General features: G+C 62.0%; 13 protein-coding genes and 1 tRNA gene. 3 read left to right on the top strand and 11 right to left on the bottom strand.

Annotated elements, in window-relative coordinates; translation table 11 throughout:
- Positions 1-218 precede the first annotated feature (218 nt).
- Together OIS53_RS17845 and OIS53_RS17840 are read left to right on the top strand one after the other, a co-directional pair.
- Positions 219-2,576 (top strand): B12-binding domain-containing radical SAM protein, encoded by a 2,358-nt coding sequence (locus OIS53_RS17845; RefSeq protein ID WP_264679933.1) that lies wholly within the window; start codon positions 219-221, stop codon positions 2,574-2,576.
- A gap of 183 nt (positions 2,577-2,759) precedes the next feature.
- A complete protein-coding gene (locus OIS53_RS17840) occupies positions 2,760-4,286 on the top strand; it encodes a delta-60 repeat domain-containing protein (protein ID WP_264682390.1) in 1,527 nt (508 codons plus the stop codon).
- Between the two features lie 103 nt (positions 4,287-4,389).
- Here the strand turns inward: OIS53_RS17840 and OIS53_RS17835 are convergent, their stop codons facing one another.
- The 3 genes from OIS53_RS17835 to OIS53_RS17825 all read right to left on the bottom strand — a co-directional run bounded on the left by OIS53_RS17835 (position 4,390) and on the right by OIS53_RS17825 (position 6,415).
- Positions 4,390-5,499: a hypothetical protein gene (locus tag OIS53_RS17835; RefSeq protein WP_264679932.1), complete on the bottom strand. Its 1,110-nt coding sequence runs from the start codon at positions 5,497-5,499 to the stop codon at positions 4,390-4,392.
- A gap of 144 nt (positions 5,500-5,643) precedes the next feature.
- The gene (locus OIS53_RS17830) at positions 5,644-6,180 is read right to left on the bottom strand and encodes a GNAT family N-acetyltransferase (RefSeq protein WP_264679931.1); all 537 of its coding nucleotides are present in this window, start codon (positions 6,178-6,180) and stop codon (positions 5,644-5,646) included.
- 55 nt (positions 6,181-6,235) lie between these two features.
- Positions 6,236-6,415 carry a hypothetical protein gene (locus OIS53_RS17825; RefSeq protein WP_264679930.1) on the bottom strand — a complete coding sequence of 60 codons (180 nt, stop codon included), beginning with the start codon at positions 6,413-6,415 and terminating at the stop codon, positions 6,236-6,238.
- A gap of 223 nt (positions 6,416-6,638) precedes the next feature.
- On the opposite strand from OIS53_RS17825, the gene OIS53_RS17820 reads away from it, so the two are divergent.
- Positions 6,639-6,711 (top strand) — tRNA-Gly (locus tag OIS53_RS17820).
- Between the two features lie 257 nt (positions 6,712-6,968).
- Here OIS53_RS17820 and OIS53_RS17815 read toward each other — a convergent pair.
- From OIS53_RS17815 to OIS53_RS17780, 8 genes are all read right to left on the bottom strand, one after another.
- A complete protein-coding gene (locus OIS53_RS17815) occupies positions 6,969-8,708 on the bottom strand; it encodes a glycoside hydrolase family 31 protein (RefSeq protein WP_264679929.1) in 1,740 nt (579 codons plus the stop codon).
- A gap of 121 nt (positions 8,709-8,829) precedes the next feature.
- Positions 8,830-10,209 (bottom strand): glycoside hydrolase family 27 protein, encoded by a 1,380-nt coding sequence (locus OIS53_RS17810; protein ID WP_264679928.1) that lies wholly within the window; start codon positions 10,207-10,209, stop codon positions 8,830-8,832.
- 222 nt (positions 10,210-10,431) lie between these two features.
- Entirely contained in the window at positions 10,432-10,839 is a 408-nt protein-coding gene (locus OIS53_RS17805) for a DUF4177 domain-containing protein (protein WP_264679927.1), read from the bottom strand.
- 256 nt (positions 10,840-11,095) lie between these two features.
- Positions 11,096-11,614 carry a hypothetical protein gene (locus tag OIS53_RS17800; protein ID WP_264679926.1) on the bottom strand — a complete coding sequence of 173 codons (519 nt, stop codon included), beginning with the start codon at positions 11,612-11,614 and terminating at the stop codon, positions 11,096-11,098.
- Between the two features lie 127 nt (positions 11,615-11,741).
- Positions 11,742-11,927: a DUF433 domain-containing protein gene (locus tag OIS53_RS17795; protein WP_264679925.1), complete on the bottom strand. Its 186-nt coding sequence runs from the start codon at positions 11,925-11,927 to the stop codon at positions 11,742-11,744.
- A gap of 16 nt (positions 11,928-11,943) precedes the next feature.
- Positions 11,944-13,983 (bottom strand): excinuclease ABC subunit UvrB, encoded by a 2,040-nt coding sequence (gene uvrB, locus OIS53_RS17790; RefSeq protein ID WP_264679924.1) that lies wholly within the window; start codon positions 13,981-13,983, stop codon positions 11,944-11,946.
- Between the two features lie 215 nt (positions 13,984-14,198).
- Positions 14,199-14,624 (bottom strand): hypothetical protein, encoded by a 426-nt coding sequence (locus OIS53_RS17785; RefSeq protein WP_264679923.1) that lies wholly within the window; start codon positions 14,622-14,624, stop codon positions 14,199-14,201.
- Between the two features lie 57 nt (positions 14,625-14,681).
- Complete coding sequence (locus OIS53_RS17780) at positions 14,682-15,041, bottom strand: DUF6970 domain-containing protein (protein ID WP_264679922.1); 360 nt, start codon at positions 15,039-15,041, stop codon at positions 14,682-14,684.
- Positions 15,042-15,050: the final 9 nt, after the last annotated feature.

The following is a 15,050-nucleotide window of genomic DNA, read 5'->3' as shown; positions in this document are numbered from 1 at the left end:
AGATACTAGAAGTGAGAGGTGAGACTGGTTCTCGCCTCTCATTTTTTGTAGAAGTGAGGCGGTAGACCTAAGACAGTAGGACATGAGAAGCGAGACTTCGTGCTGACGTAACACCAGTAGAACAACGTCTCACTTCTCATGTCTCACCTCCACGAGAAGAACGAAAGTCTCACCTCTCATGTCTCACAGTCTCAGGTCTATCAAAGTACCTTTGTGCTGTGCTCCGCATTCTACTCATTACCCCACCGCTTACGCAGCTGAATACGCCCTACCCGGCTACGGCGTACCTGAAAGGTTTTTTGGGCGGGCGCGGCTACAATGTGAGGCAGGCCGATCTGGGCTTGGAGCTGGTGCTAAAGCTGTTTTCGCGGGAGGGGCTGACGCGGGTGTTTGCGGCCATTGAGGCCGGCGGGTTTAACCTCAGCGACAATGCCCGCCGCATGGTGCGGCTCCAGCAGAGCTACCTGAGCACCATCGGGCCGGTTATCCGGTTTTTGCAGAACAAGGACAACACGCTGGCCCCGCGCATCTGCCATAGCCGCTTCTTACCCGAAGCCAGCCGTTTCGACAACGTAGCCGACCTGGAGGCGGCCTTCGGTACCATGGGCCTCACCGACCAGGCCCGCCACTTGGCCACGCTCTACCTCGAAGACTTGGGCGACCTAATCAAGGAAACTGTGGGGCCGCAGTTTGGCTTTTCGCGCTACGCCGAGAAGCTGGCCATGTCGGCCACCACCTTCGACGCCCTGCACGAGGCTCTGCAAGCCCCGCCCAACCTGCTGGATCAGCTGCTGCTGGAGCTGCTCGACGACCTGCTGGCTCGCGTGCAGCCCGACGTGGTAGGGTTTACGGTGCCGTTTCCGGGAAATTTGTACGGGGCCCTGCGCCTGGCGGGCCGCGTGAAGGAATTATGCCCGGCCACATACACGCTCATGGGCGGCGGCTACCCCAACACCGAGCTGCGCCAGCTGCAGGAGCCGCGCTTTTTCGACTACATCGACTTTCTGACCCTCGACGACGGCGAAGGTCCCTGGCTGCGGCTGCTAGAGTGGCTGGCAGTCGAAAAAGAACGTCCTACTCCATCTGGTGTCCGCTCTGCCGAACCGCAGGTCGCCGTTAGGCAAGTATCTCTCCCTCTAGCTAACTCTACTCGTGAGGACGAAGCGGGAGAGATGCTTGGCTTGCGTCTTCCTTCGGTTCGGCAAGGCGGACGCCAGATGGAGCAGGACGCTCCGGCGGCGCAACTCCCCCTGCAACGCACTTTTCTTCGGAATACCGCGGGCGAGGTTCAGTACATCAACCAGCCCTACCCCGACATTCCGCACCCGGAAGTGGGCACGCCGGACTACTCGGACTTGCCGCTGACGGAATACCTGTCGGTGATTGAGGTGCTGAATCCCATGCACCGCCTCTGGAGCGACGGGCGCTGGAACAAGCTCACGGTGGCCCACGGCTGCTACTGGAAGCGCTGCTCGTTCTGCGACGTGACGCTGGACTACATCAGCCGCTACGAAACCGCTCCCGCTGCCCTGCTCGTGGACCGCATCGAGCAGATTATTGCCCAAACCGGCCAGACTGGCTTTCACTTCGTGGACGAGGCCGCCCCGCCCCTGGCCCTGCGCGACCTGGCCGTGGAGCTGCTGAAGCGCCGCGTGAGCATCACGTGGTGGGGCAACATCCGGTTTGAGAAAACCTTCACGCCCGACCTGTGCCGCCTGCTGGCCGCCAGTGGCTGCATTGCCGTGAGCGGCGGACTGGAAGTGGCCTCCGACCGGCTGCTGGCCCTCATGGAAAAGGGCGTAACCATTGCCCAGGTGGCCCGCGTGACAGATGGCTTCACGCAAGCAGGCATCATGGTGCACGCCTACCTCATGTACGGCTTCCCCACTCAGACCGCCCAGGAAACCATGGACTCCTTGGAAGTGGTACGGCAGCTGTTCGAGGCCGGCATTGTGCAGAGTGGCTACTGGCACCGCTTTTCGATGACGGCCCACTCGCCGGTGGGCAAAAACCCGGCGAAGTACCAGGTGGTACCCGTGGGTCCCGAGCCCGGCCCCTTTGCTTGGAACGACCTCTGGCACGACGACCCCACCGGCACCGACCACGAGCAGTTCGGGCCCGGCCTGAGCAAAGCCCTGTACAACTACCTGCACGGCGTAGCCCTCACTGAGCCGCTCAGCTTCTGGTTTGATTTCCGAGTGCCGCGCCCCACGGTGCCGCGCCAGCTTATCCAGCAAGCCCTTCAAGAACCGGTCAAACCCGATTCTGCTCGTCTTAATAACCGCTTGTTCTGGCTGGGCCACGCCCCCGAGCTGCGCTACGAAGACACTCGGAAAGGCCGCCGCGCCGTGCTTACGTTTTATGAACAGGCCGAGGACTTCGAGGTGAAAGTGCCTGCTGCTATAGGCCCCTGGCTGCTGGAGCTGCTTACGCGCCTCAGCACCGATTACGACACCAAAGTGCTAGTGAAAGATGCTGCCGTCTCCTACCCGACTGCCGCCGGTCAATCGTTTGAGCAGTTTCTGCAAACGCCGGCGTGGCAGTTGCTGCGGGAAAAGGGGTTGCTGGTGGTGTAGATAGGTTTTGTAAGGCAGTTGCTCTACCAATACTTTATATATGATAAAGACAAGTATATAGCAGACTCGTACATTTCGTGCGTCAAATAAACCCCATGACGTATGAAGCATTCTTTATTCAGATTATGTGCTCAGGTAGTAGGCATGCTGGTAGCAGGCCACGCCGCCTAGGCGCAGTCGGGCCTGGACGCCACATTTGGTACCGGCGGAAAGGTATTTACCACCTTCACGGCGGCGCCAACCACCGATGCTGCCGCCGCCGTAGTTTTGCAACCCGATGGTAAGCTAGTAGTGGCTGGGCAAGGCGCCGCGGGCCTGGAAATAGCCCGGTACAATCCCACTGGCGCCCTCGACCCCACGTTCGGCACGGATGGCAAGGTCACCTATCTTGTTGCACCGCCCACCGGTTCGCCGTGCTTTGCTACCAACCCCGGCACAGTTCCGGTTATTACCTATGCCATGACCTTACAGGCCGACGGCAAGCTGGTGGTAGCAGGTTCGGCCGCTTCGAAAGCCAGTTTTGTAGCGCGGTTTCTACCCACGGGTGCCCTCGATACCGGGTTTGGCACCAATGGCATAACCTACGTTTGCGGGGGCACGGTAGCCGGGTACCCCGTGCGCGTGGGCCGGCAGCCTACGGGCGAGTTGCTGGTAATGGCCCATCGGGTAGGCATTAATTCGGGCAACTACCCCATCGGGGCGGGCAACCCCGCCGTGTATCGGCTGCAAGCCAACGGCACTCTTGATAACAGCTATGTCGGCGACCTTGGCCGCAGCTATGCCCGCTTCACCGATGGTTTCGTTGACAACGCCGGGCGAGCCATAGCCGTGGGATTCCAGGACGTGGCGGAAAGTGGCTCCAGTACCATCACTCGCCAACTGATTGTGGCGCGCCGCCTACCCACTGGCGCAGCCGACCCGGCTTTTGGCACCGCAGGGGTAGCCGAACTGCGGCAGCTTGATAATGCCCCGGTAGCTGGCCGTTCTGTGAGCGAGCTACCCGGTGGCCAATTCCTTGTATTAGGTGAAACGCGGGGGGCTACTGCCTCCTTGTTTCTGGCCCGCTTCACCGCCACCGGCACTCTTGATGCAACGTTCGGTACCAACGGCACCGTTAACCTGGGCTTGCTGACTGCTAACGACTTCACAGAAATGAGCTTGCTAGCTGATGCCAAAATCCTGCTGGTTGGCTCCGTCAACAACGATTTTGCCCTGCGTCGGCTGCTGCCCACCGGCCAACCCGACCTCACCTATGGCCTCAATAGCTACCTGACCGTGAACGAGGACGCAGTTGACCGTTTAACCGATGTGGTAGAGCAGCCTGATGGCAACACCGTAGCTGTGGGGTTTGCAGCTGCTACGGCGACGGGCCAAAATAGCCGTTTTGCCGTGCTGCGGGCGGCCCGCGCCCCTATCGGCTTGGCTACACGGGGCCGCACTACCACCGGAGAACTGCGCGTGACGCCAAACCCAGTGAGTGGCCACTCGCTACGCGTGGAGGTAGGCGGCCTAGCTTCCGCACCTGGTCCGGTAACGGTAGAACTACTTTCGTCGCTTGGTCAGGTTATAGCTCGCACAACTGCTGCTCCTGCCGGAATTGGGCGGCGGCATACGGCCACCCTCACTATGCCTACTTTGCCCGTGGGTGTGTACCTGTTACGAGCCCGCAGCGCTGGTAGTGTTGCGGTGACTAGGGTACTAATGCAATAACACTACTGCAAAAGAAGTGTACAAAAGTTTGAATCTAGGGCGAGCCTAAAGGCCACCGAACCTAAAGGGAGGCATACTTTGATAAGGTATGCCTCCCTTCATTTCATAGCTGCCGCAGCCACGCTTCCAGCCCTTCCCAATAGCCGGGAGCAGGCTGGGGCCACTGCCACTGGCCGTTGGGGCCTATGTGGCCGGGCTGGAGAAAGTCGGCGGTGGCACGGGAGAAGGTGCGGACTTGGGTATGGCGGCGGTAGCCCACGGCGCTGCGGAGGCGGCGGCTACTTTCGCGCAGGCGCACCGTGGTATCGAGGCCGGCGTAGAGGCCCAGCACCGGCACCCGGCGCCGGGCCAGCACCTGAAAAGGCTGGGCCTCGGCCGGCGTGTTGGCTGGGGCCCCTTCCAGTAGTACGAATGCGGCGGCAGGCTGGGCTTGGGCGGCGGCCGTGGCTACCTGGGCCGCCAGGGCACCGCGCACCCACACGCCCACCCGCGCCGAGTCCACGGCGGGGTGCTGGCGCAACCCTGCCAGCGCTGCCGCCGTGAGGTGAGCGGCGGCGGAGTCAGCGGCTACTACCGGACCGGGCAGCAACAAGGTTGCGAAACCCCGCCGGGCCAGATACACGGCCCGCTGCCGGGCCGCCGCCACGCCCGTAGGCAGAAAAGCCACCGCCGGGTGTCGGGTTAGGGTATCGTCGGGAATCAGCAGGGCAGCAGTTTGAGCGCCACCCGGCAGTTGCAGCGTCAATGGCTGCTCCCGAAACCCCAATTCGGGTGCTGGCCCCCGGCGCACCCACACAAAATCGGTCCGGATACTGTCCCAGGCAAACGCCCCCCGCAGAAAGTCGCCCTCCCGGATGGCTTGCACGCTGACGCCGCCTGCCTGGCCCGGCTCCTGCGCCAGGCGCAGCTGCGGCTCCTGGTAGCGCACATCGGTGGCGGCTATTTCCAGGCCGGGCAGCTGCGGAAAACTGATGGTGGCCGTAAGCTGCCCCGGCTGGGTTTCGCGCAGGTCCAGGGCTACCCGCAGCTCGGTGCCCTGGTAGGTAACGGGTCCTTCGTAGTGCCCGGTGGGCAGCGCCACAGCAGGCTTGTCGCGGGATGCATCGGGGGAGCAGCCCGCCAGCAAGACGCCGCCCACTCCCGCGCCTATCCTAATCAGCCCCCACAGCCCAGGCCACGAAGCGGCCCGACCAGCATACGAAACGAATTTCAACGGCAAGCAGCTAGGAATTAGATGATACGAACGGGACCGGAAAGCAGCATTGCCAGCTACCAGCTCCGGCAAGGCGCCGCCAAAGGTACGCGGCCCAGCTAGTTTTCAACCCACCCCCGCTCGGCCAACTCACGCCAACGGCATCTACAGGCCTTTGCGCAGCACTATATCCGTTTGCACATCGGTGCCCAGCATAAACTCGTGCTGTGCGCTCTTCTTAAATCCAAACCGGTGGTAAAACTCCAGGGCGCGCTCATTTTTCTCCCACACGCCCAGCACCACGGCCCGGCTACCCCGCTGGCGAGCCTCCTCGATGGCCCGGCGCATAAGAGCCGCGCCCAGCCCCGTGCCAATCCAGTCTTCCAGCACATACAACCGCTCGATTTCCAGCCGGTCCTCGGGGGGTTTCTCTTCGGTGAGGCCCAGCGTGGAGTGCAGCCGGAGTTTGGCGTAGCCGACCACCTCCTGGTTTAGCTGAGCCAGCAGAAATACGATGTTCGGGTCGTGCAGCTCGGCCAGCTGCTTTTCGGGGCTGAAAGTGGCCTCCAGATAAGCGGCCATGTCCTCGGGGCGGTTGTGAGCCGCGAAGGTATCGTGGAAGGTGCGGCGGCCGAGTTCGGCCAGCTGGGCGGCCACGGCGGCTGTGTGCTTGGCCACCACAATGCGAAGAGGAGAAGACATAACGCGAAGATGGCAGAATTTGGACTGGCTTACGCAGTGCGCTACTACGGCAATCCTACTTGGCAGCGCCACCGCCGCGCCGCTCGTGCCAGCCGTAGCGCAGCAGCAGCATGGCTGCTAGCAGCAGCAGTAGTTGCATTGCAAGCTGCACCGCGCTGATAGCCTCTGCGCCCAGGCGCCGATACTCGTAGTACGTTACCACCAAGCGCAGCACCTGCCCGAGCAGTAATAGCACTCCAGCAATCAGTAACAGCCAGCCCACAAGCCGGCGGGTCTGGGAAGGCAAAGGCCACGGCATAGACAACGTTCTTTCAACCGAATACGCAAAGCGTACCTACGCTTCAGCGGCCGAAAAGTCAGAAAAAGAACGTACATTCCTTATCCGGGCCGGGCACGTTTTGCCTCGTATCTGGATTGGAAATTGATTTTCCAAGTGTATTTTTGCTTTACCAAAAACCGCGGGAGTAGCTCAGTTGGTAGAGCATCAGCTTCCCAAGCTGAGGGTCGCGAGTTCGAGCCTCGTTTCCCGCTCATTCAGAATCAGCCACTCAGGTATAATCCTGGGTGGCTGATTTGCTTTTAATGTCCGCATTGAGCCGACAGGGGTTGCAGTGGGGCTCTGGTACCTGCGCTTTCTAGGCGTGGTGTTCGGCGTGGAGTACGGCCTTGCTGGTGCTACGCAAGCTGCGTCCTCCGCGAACTGGAGGATAGCGTAGCTGAGCCACTGCGGCTTTGGCGGGAGGCAAGGCCAGAACTGGGGTCGAAGTGGCGAGAGTTTCTGCCGGGACTTACTGGCGCTCAAAATACGGCAGCCGGTCTAGCGGCACCGTGATGGTGTGCTTGCCGGGCCCGCGGAACACTTGTCCGTCGTCGGCGCGCCAGCGGCCCCTGGGGAAGACCACCTCGCGCGTGCCCCGGCCATGAACCAGCAGCGGCGCCACCATCAGCTTGTCGCCGAGCATAATCTGGTCGTTGACTTCGGCGTAGCCCTGGCGCGGAAACACGTACTCCAGGCTGCGCACGATGGGCTCACCGCTCGTGGCCGAAGCCTGGGCCAGCGCCACGATGCGGGCCGCGAAACGGCTGCGCAACGCCACGGCTTGCTTGACGGCGGCCAGGTGCTCGGGGTCGAGGATGCGCCAGGGTGCCACCGAGAACTGCATCATCGGCATCAGGGCGTGGCACTGGGCCGAGCGCACCACCAGGTCCTGGTCGAGCTTGTTGGCCACGAAGGCGTCGGCGCTGGCCCCGGCGTCGGTGTAGCCGAAGGACTTGATTTCGCCGCCCCCAATCATATCGGGGCAGGTGAAGGTGTAGCCGCTCAGGCCTTCGAGCACCATGTGCGGAATCAGGTTTTGCAGGTCGGCCCAGGTGTGGTTTTTGTCGGCCAGGCGCTGGGCCAGGGGCTGGCCGCCGGTTTTCCAGGAGGCCCGAAATTCATTAAGCGGAAACTCCAGCCCGAACTGCGAGTAGAGCCGGCAGTGCTCGTTGGGCGTGGCCGGGGCGAAGGAAAGCGGGTTGCCCTGGTAAAACTCCATGTCGCCGGCGTCAAATTTGAAACCGTCTATGCCGTAGGTTTTGGCGGCGCTGGTGAGCTGCTCCCGAAACCAGCCTACGGCAGCGGGGTTGGTGAAGTCCAACACGGCACTGGCCCCGTTCCACCACTGCACCAGCCGAGGCTGGGTTTGGGCGGTAAGCCAGGTCGCGGCCGGGTCGGCGGGGCGGTCCAGCAAAAAGGCTTTGCGGGCGCGCAGGTCGCGGTACTCGGGCGAGTCGGGGCTGACGAACGGGCACACCCACACCATGACTTTGAAGCCCAGCCGGTGCAGCTCGTCCATCATGGCCTGGGGGTTGGGGAAGCGGCCGGGGTGGAAGCGCCACAGACCGTAGTCTTCCTGCCAGGTGTCGTCAATCATGAACACGCCCGGCGGCAGGCCGTTGTCGATGATGGCGTGGGCGTAGCGCAGCACGTCGGCCTGGTTGTGGTGGTAGTTCAGCTCAATCCAGGTGTTGTACTGGGGCTGAGCAAACAGGGCCGGGTCGGGCGTTTTGCCGCTGGGCGGAAAGAACTTGCGGCTCGCAAAGCGGTACGCATCGGCCAGGGTGCGGCCGGCCGAGCCGGTTTGCACCGGGCCCCGCGCTTCGCTGATGGTGAGCTTATTGCCTTCAAAGGCAAAACGAAACGGCTCCTCGCTCCACACGTAGCGCCCGTGGTCGGAAACCAGCAGCGGCTGCGACTGATTGTAGAGGTTGTCGCCGTAGAGGTTGAAGGCGTAGGGTGCCGTGCTGAAAGGCATTTTGTGGCCTTCTTTAACTGCCCCGCCCCACCAGTGCTCCCCCGGCTCAAGCGTAATAACCTGCGGCACTGAAGCCGCTGCGGCCCCGCCCGCCGCCGGCGCTACCTGCGCTACCGCCGGCCCGCCCGCCAGCAGCAACGCACCTACCAGCGTCAGCACGGCTCGTCGTCGGCCCGGCTCGGTGGTTTGCTGGGTGGTAAAGCAAAGGCGAAAGGGAAGAAGCTGATTCATAGACGAAAATTGGGGGTGGGAAGCAGGCGCCTGGCGCAACCAGGGCCCTGGCTTTATGTGCAGTATAGGTCAAGCCAAGGCCGCCCGGCAGCTCCCAGGGTAGAGCAGGCAGCAGCGCCGGCTACTCCGGCGTGAGTAGCAGCAGGGCCGTGGCGTGAGGGTTCAGGGTTTGCCCGTAGCTGGTTTTGAAGGACCCCAGGTTGCGCTTTTCCCAGAGGTTGCGCACCTTGACCTTGCCCTTGAAGCCCAGCTCCCCAAGGTTCAGAGCCAGCTGGCCGGGCTTCTCGTTGAGGTTGAACAGGGCCACGTACACGCCGCCCTGGGGGCCGGGCGCCTGGGAGTACCACACCGAATAGCCGTTTTTGTGGTACAGCTCGCGCGGGTTGCGGCCCTGCTGGTTGACGGCCAGCACCTCGTCGTTGGTGAGCAGCTTCAGTTCCAGTTCCCGGTTGTCGGGCAGGTTGCCGCCCATCATCAGCGGCGAGCGGAAGATGGACCAGAACGTCATGTGGGTGTACAGCTCGTCGTTGGTGAAGCGGCTGTACCGCTCGGGGCCCACCGGCCCGCGCTTGGAGAGCCGCCCGATTTGCAGCATGTCGCAGTCGGCCCAGTGCCCTTCGCGGTCCTTGCCCTGCCACTGCCGGGCGTAGGCCATCATGCCCAGCACGGCCTTCCACTCGTCCCAGAAGTCGTCGGCCATGCGCCACATGTCGCCGTGCTGCGCCACGTGGGCGGCCTGGGCCACCGGTGTTTCGCCCGGCGACAAGCTAAACACCATCTCGCGCCCGCTCTGCGTGATGGCCTTGCGGTAGCCTTCCACCTCGGCCGCGTGGTAGGGCCGCGAGAGGTCGTCCACTTTCACAAAGTCCACATCCCAGGCCGCGTAGAGCTGGAACAGCGAATTCAGGTACTCCTGAGCGCCGGGCTTGGCCATGTTCAGGCCATACATGTGGTTGTTCCAGGAACAGGTCGAGGTCGTGTCGGCAATCATGTCGGCCGTGATGCCGCTGGCGCCCAGCACCGGCGTCTTGGCCCACACGGCCTGGCGCGGGATGCCCCGCATCAGGTGAATGCCAAACTTGAGCCCTTGCCCGTGCACGTAGTCGGCCAGGGACTTAAAGCCGGCCTGGCCCTGGGCCGAAGGAAACTTACGCGGCTGCGGCAGCAGGCGGCCCCACTGGTCCATGGTCAGCCAGGGCACGTGGGCACCGTCGGGCAGCCGGTACTGCTGGGGGTTGCCGAAGTTGCTGCCGGGCGGGTTGTCGTAGGACCAGAGAAAGTCCACCACCACGTACTGCCAGCCGTGCGACTTCAGGTGCCGGGCCATGTAGGCGGCATTGGCCTTCACCTCGTCTTCGAGCACGGCCGAGCCAAAGCAATTGTAACTGTTCCAGCCCAGCGGGGGCGTGGGGGCCGCTCCCACCGGGCGTTGTTGGGCACTCGCCGGCGGGATGGGCAAGGCCAGCAGCAGGGCCAGCATCAGAGGAAACCAAGATTTCATATTCTTCATTCGGGAAGAAGTGCGCAGTAATTTAAGGAAATGGCCCGCGGCCCATCGTGCTTGTGAGCTACTATTTTTCAGTTGGGTCGGGCCAGCGGGCATCAGGGAAAGCACTGGTTTGCCTGAAAACTCTCAGAGGGAAAGAGCCCCACAGCAGAAAGCCCCGAGCCTGGCTGGCTCGGGGCTTTCTGCTGTCACTCAGGCGGGCAGCCTTCTGGGCGGTTACTTGGCTTTTCGGAACAGGTAGCGCGTCATAAACAGGCCTTGGCCGGTAGTGCCGCCGCTGACCAGCGTCTGCGTCAAGGGAGTGGCTTGTACCAGTTCCCACCCTTCGGCGTCCAGCTCGGCGAGGTAGCGCAAAATGGTTTCCTCGTTGCTGCGGACGTTCTGTAGGTTTAGGCCCGTCAGGCTGAACAGGTTTTCCAGGTTGACCTCCTTATTGCCTTTGAACTGAGGCGTAAACAGGATGCGGGACCGGCCCATCCCCCCGGCTACTATCGATTCAATCGTCGTCATTTGCAAGTACTGGTACGCAATTCCAGCCGATGCCAGTGGCCGAACCTGGCCCTGGGCCGAGTGGTGCGCGCCGCCCAGCAGTAGCAGCAAAAACAGAAAAAAAGTAAACCGCATGCGCGTAAAGCAATTAGGATGTAAAAAACCTCCGGAAATTAGTGGAATATCTATCCGCCCAAAAGCCTCTCCCTTCAACAGGCACTTTCCCTCGGCCAACTCCCGCTCCCAAACCGTCGAACCAAGGACGCTTACCCCACCTGCAAAGCTCGAAAAGCCGTCTTCCGGGGCAGGGCGAAGAATCGGGTGGAGAGTAGACGATACGCTTGCTGCCGGTTACTAGCCTGAGCCTGTTTGCTGTGGGTGCCCTCGAGCCTTACTTCGCCAAAGGGCGGCGGAAGAGGTAGCGGGTTTCGGTGTGGCTCTGAATGGAAGTGTTGCCGGTATAGTTGGGCCGGTTGGGGTTGTTGAAAGTCAGGTCGGTTTCTATCTTTTGCGTGGCCCGCACGGGCTGTGTCAGATGGTACACTTCCAGTAGCTCCCAGCCTTCAGCGGCCAAGTCGTTAAGCGCCTGCATCACTAAGGCGTCTAACTCACCGGCCTTGGGCCGGCCAAACAGGTTCTTCTGCTCAGGCGCCAGCTGAGTGTGGCCCCGCCACGCTGGGGCCAAAAAGGCCTGCTCGTCATCCTCCACTTTCAGTAGCTGATACTGAAACCGCGTGCTCGTAGTAGCCGGGGCCGCCAAGATGGTGCTGGTAGCCACCGGCTGCCATGTGCCTTCCGGCAGGGCGGCCAACGACACAGGCCGCACGACAGCCGGCGGGGCGGTCTGGGTAGCGGCGGCGAAGGGCAGCACGCACAGCGCAGGTAGCAGGAGAAGGAAACGTAGCTTCATAAAAAACACGATAAGGAAGAAAACACAAACCGGCTGGCAGCAGGGTTATGATACCTGGGCCAGCCGATTCGGCTGTGTTCCTACTATCGTGCCGAAAGATTACTACAATTCTAACAGGCTTAATTCATCAGCAGCCGCCAGTTCCGCACCGAGTCTGATTCAGCTCCGGAAAGTCTTCCTCAATCTCCTCGAACGTCCTACCCGAGGCCAACCATCCCAGAATATCCTGCACGGTGATGCGTGTGCCGACAATGCAAGGCTTGCCAAACCGAACGGCAGGATTGAGGCTGATGTGCGGGTGAATGGAATTCATAGTCGAAGATACCTACTTACTCCCGCTTGGTCTTGAGCACCTGCCGTAGGGCGGCCAGCTCGTCGCGCAGCTTGGCGGCTTGCAGGAAGTCCAGCTCCTTGGCGGCGGCTTCCATCTGCTTTTCGGTTTGCTTGATGAGCTTTTCCAGGTCGGGCTTGCTCATGACGGACACCACCGGCTCGGCGGCAATGGCCAGGGCCACATCCTCGGTGGGGCCGGCGTAGCCCTGGGGCTCCACGATGCGGTAGTCCGACAGCGAGGTTTGCTCCAGAATGGCTTCGCGGCTCTTGCGCACGGTTTGGGGCGTGATGCCGTGCTCCTCGTTGTAAGCCAGCTGGGTGGCGCGGCGGCGGTTCGTCTCGTCGATGGCGCGCTGCATGGAGCCGGTCATGCGGTCGGCGTACATGATGACCTTGCCCCGGTCGTTGCGGGCGGCGCGGCCCATGGTTTGGATGAGGCTGCGCTGGTCGCGCAGGAAGCCTTCTTTGTCGGCGTCGAGGATGGCCACCAAGCTGACTTCGGGCAGGTCGAGGCCTTCGCGCAGCAGGTTGACGCCGATAAGCACGTCGATTTCACCCAGGCGCAGCTGGCGCAGAATTTCCACCCGGTCCAGGCTTTTCACGTCGGAGTGCACATACTGGGACTTGATGCCCAGGCGCTCCATGTACTTTTGCAGCTCCTCGGCCATGCGCTTGGTCAGGGTCGTCACCAGCACCCGGTCGCCCATCTTCACGCGGTTATCCACCTCGTCCAGCAAGTCGTCAATCTGGTTGATGCTGGGCCGCACGTCGATTTCGGGGTCCAAGAGGCCGGTGGGGCGGATAATCTGCTCTACTACTACGCCGCCGGCCTGGGCCAGCTCGTAGTCGGCGGGCGTAGCTGATACGTACACGGCCTGGCGCACCATGCCCTCAAACTCGTTGAAGGTGAGCGGGCGGTTGTCCATGGCGCTGGGCAGGCGGAAGCCATACTCTACCAGGGCCGTTTTGCGGCTCCGGTCGCCGCCCCACATGGCCCGGATTTGCGGCATCGTGACGTGGCTTTCGTCCACTACCAGCAGGTAGTCGTCGGGGAAATAGTCGAGCAGGCAGAAGGGCCGGGCGCCGGGCTGGCGCTGGTCGAAGTAGCGTGAGTAGTTCTCGATGCCCGAGCAATAGCCCAGCTCCCGAATCATCTCCAGGTCGAACTCGGTGCGCTCCATGATGCGCTTGGCTTCCACGTCGCGCCCCTCCTTCTCGAAGTAGGCGTGCTGCTGCACCATGTCGAACTGAATTTCCTTGATGGCCTGCTGCAAGGTGTCTTTGCCGGTCACGAACAGGTTGGCCGGGTATAGGGTGATGCCGGTTTTCTCGTCGGCCAGCTTCTTGCCGCTCACCGGGTCTATCTTCTGGATGGCCTCAATTTCGTCGCCGAAAAAGAAGATGCGGAAGGCATGGTCGGCGTAGGCCGGGAAGATGTCAACGGTGTCGCCCTTCACGCGGAAGGTGCCGCGGGTAAACTCGCCCTCGGTGCGCGAGTACAGAATCTGCACAAACGAGTAGAGCAGGTTGTTGCGCGAGTAGCGCAGCCCTGGGGCCAGGTAGATGACGTTCTTGCCGAACTCCTCAGGGTTGCCGATGCCGTAGATGCACGACACCGACGCCACCACAATCACGTCGCGCCGCCCGCTCAGCAAGGACGAGGTGCAGTGCAGGCGTAGCTTTTCAATTTCCTGGTTGATGGCCAGATCTTTCTCGATGAAGACGTCGGTGGAGGCAATGTAGGCCTCGGGCTGGTAGTAGTCGTAGTAGCTGATGTAGTACTCGACGGCGTTGTTGGGGAAGAACTGCTTGAACTCGCCGTAGAGCTGGGCGGCCAGAGTTTTGTTGTGGCACAGCACCAGAGCCGGCTTTTCGGTCTGGGCAATGACGTTGGCCATGGTGAAGGTTTTGCCCGTGCCGGTGGCGCCGAGCAGCACCTGGGCCGGCTCGCCGTTGCGGATGCCCTCTACCAGCTGGGCAATGGCCTGGGGCTGGTCGCCGGTGGGTTTGAACTCGGAGGTGAGCTGATACTTCATGCAGGGAAAGATACGTAGCCTAGGATAACTGTAATTACCCGTTTCTGGTTCGGGGGAAATTGAGGTTAAGCTAGGCGTCTTTTTCTCGCTAAGGTGCGCGGAGGGTGGCGCGTAGGGTGGCTACGCCTTCCTTCGGGTCGCTGAGCTGTTCTGGTAAACAAAAAGCCCGCTCCCAAGGCATCAGGAGCGGGCTTCAGAACAAAACCAGGAGCAGCTTACTGCTGCGTTAGGTAGAGCGTGGCCGTCTGGGGGCCGAAGCGCGCGTTTGCTGAAGGGTATGGGTTCACGTCGGTCAGGCGCAGCCAGTACGGCACGGCATCCAGCACCACGGCCGCCGAGTCGTTGGAGCAGCTGCCGAGGCACAGGGTGGCTTTCTGCACTGCGCCTGCGCCGTCGCGCAGCTCCACGCTCACGTCGGCTTGTCCGGGCGCCACGCAGTTTACACCACTGGGGCAGCGCGAGTCGGTTATCTCGGTTACAGTGAGCTGCACCGGTGCCTTGGCAGTGACTACTTGCACGCTTTGGTCTTTCTTCAGCTCTATTTTCTGGCCCAGCTTTACCACGGCCGGGTCCTCGTCTTTGGTGCATTGCACCAGCCCCAGCAGCACCCAGAATCCAAGTAGAAGAAGTAGCGTTTTCATCACCTAAACAGCAGTTGGTTGAACATGGCCCCCGTGAACAGCGCCGGTAGCAGACACCTAGCGCGGGTCGCGCCAGATGAGCACAGGGTTGGTGGCGGTGGCGCTGAAGTTGGGGCAGCGGCCGTCGCCGCGGCCGGATACGCCGCCGCTGGCCGCGCACAGCACGTTGCCGCAGGTATCGAACAGGTAGTTGTAGTTGTCGCAGCAGCCACCCGTGACGAGGTACACCGTGCGGCCCTGGTAGGTGTACTGGGTTACTTCGGCGGGCGGGTTTTGCTTGGGCTGCTGCTTGAGCTGCTCAATCAGCGTGGCCGAAAAGTCGCTGGGGCAGTTGGGAGTGGCTTCTTCGCTGGCCACGTTGCAGCCCGCAACGGTGCCGAGCAGAAGCAGAAGAATCCAGGAAAGGAGGCGTGACATGGCGCACAG

Source organism: Hymenobacter sp. YIM 151500-1, assembly GCF_025979885.1.
Lineage (GTDB): Bacteria > Bacteroidota > Bacteroidia > Cytophagales > Hymenobacteraceae > Hymenobacter.
Note: the sequence above shows the minus strand (reverse complement) of the source record. Positions and strands in the feature narration are given on the sequence as shown.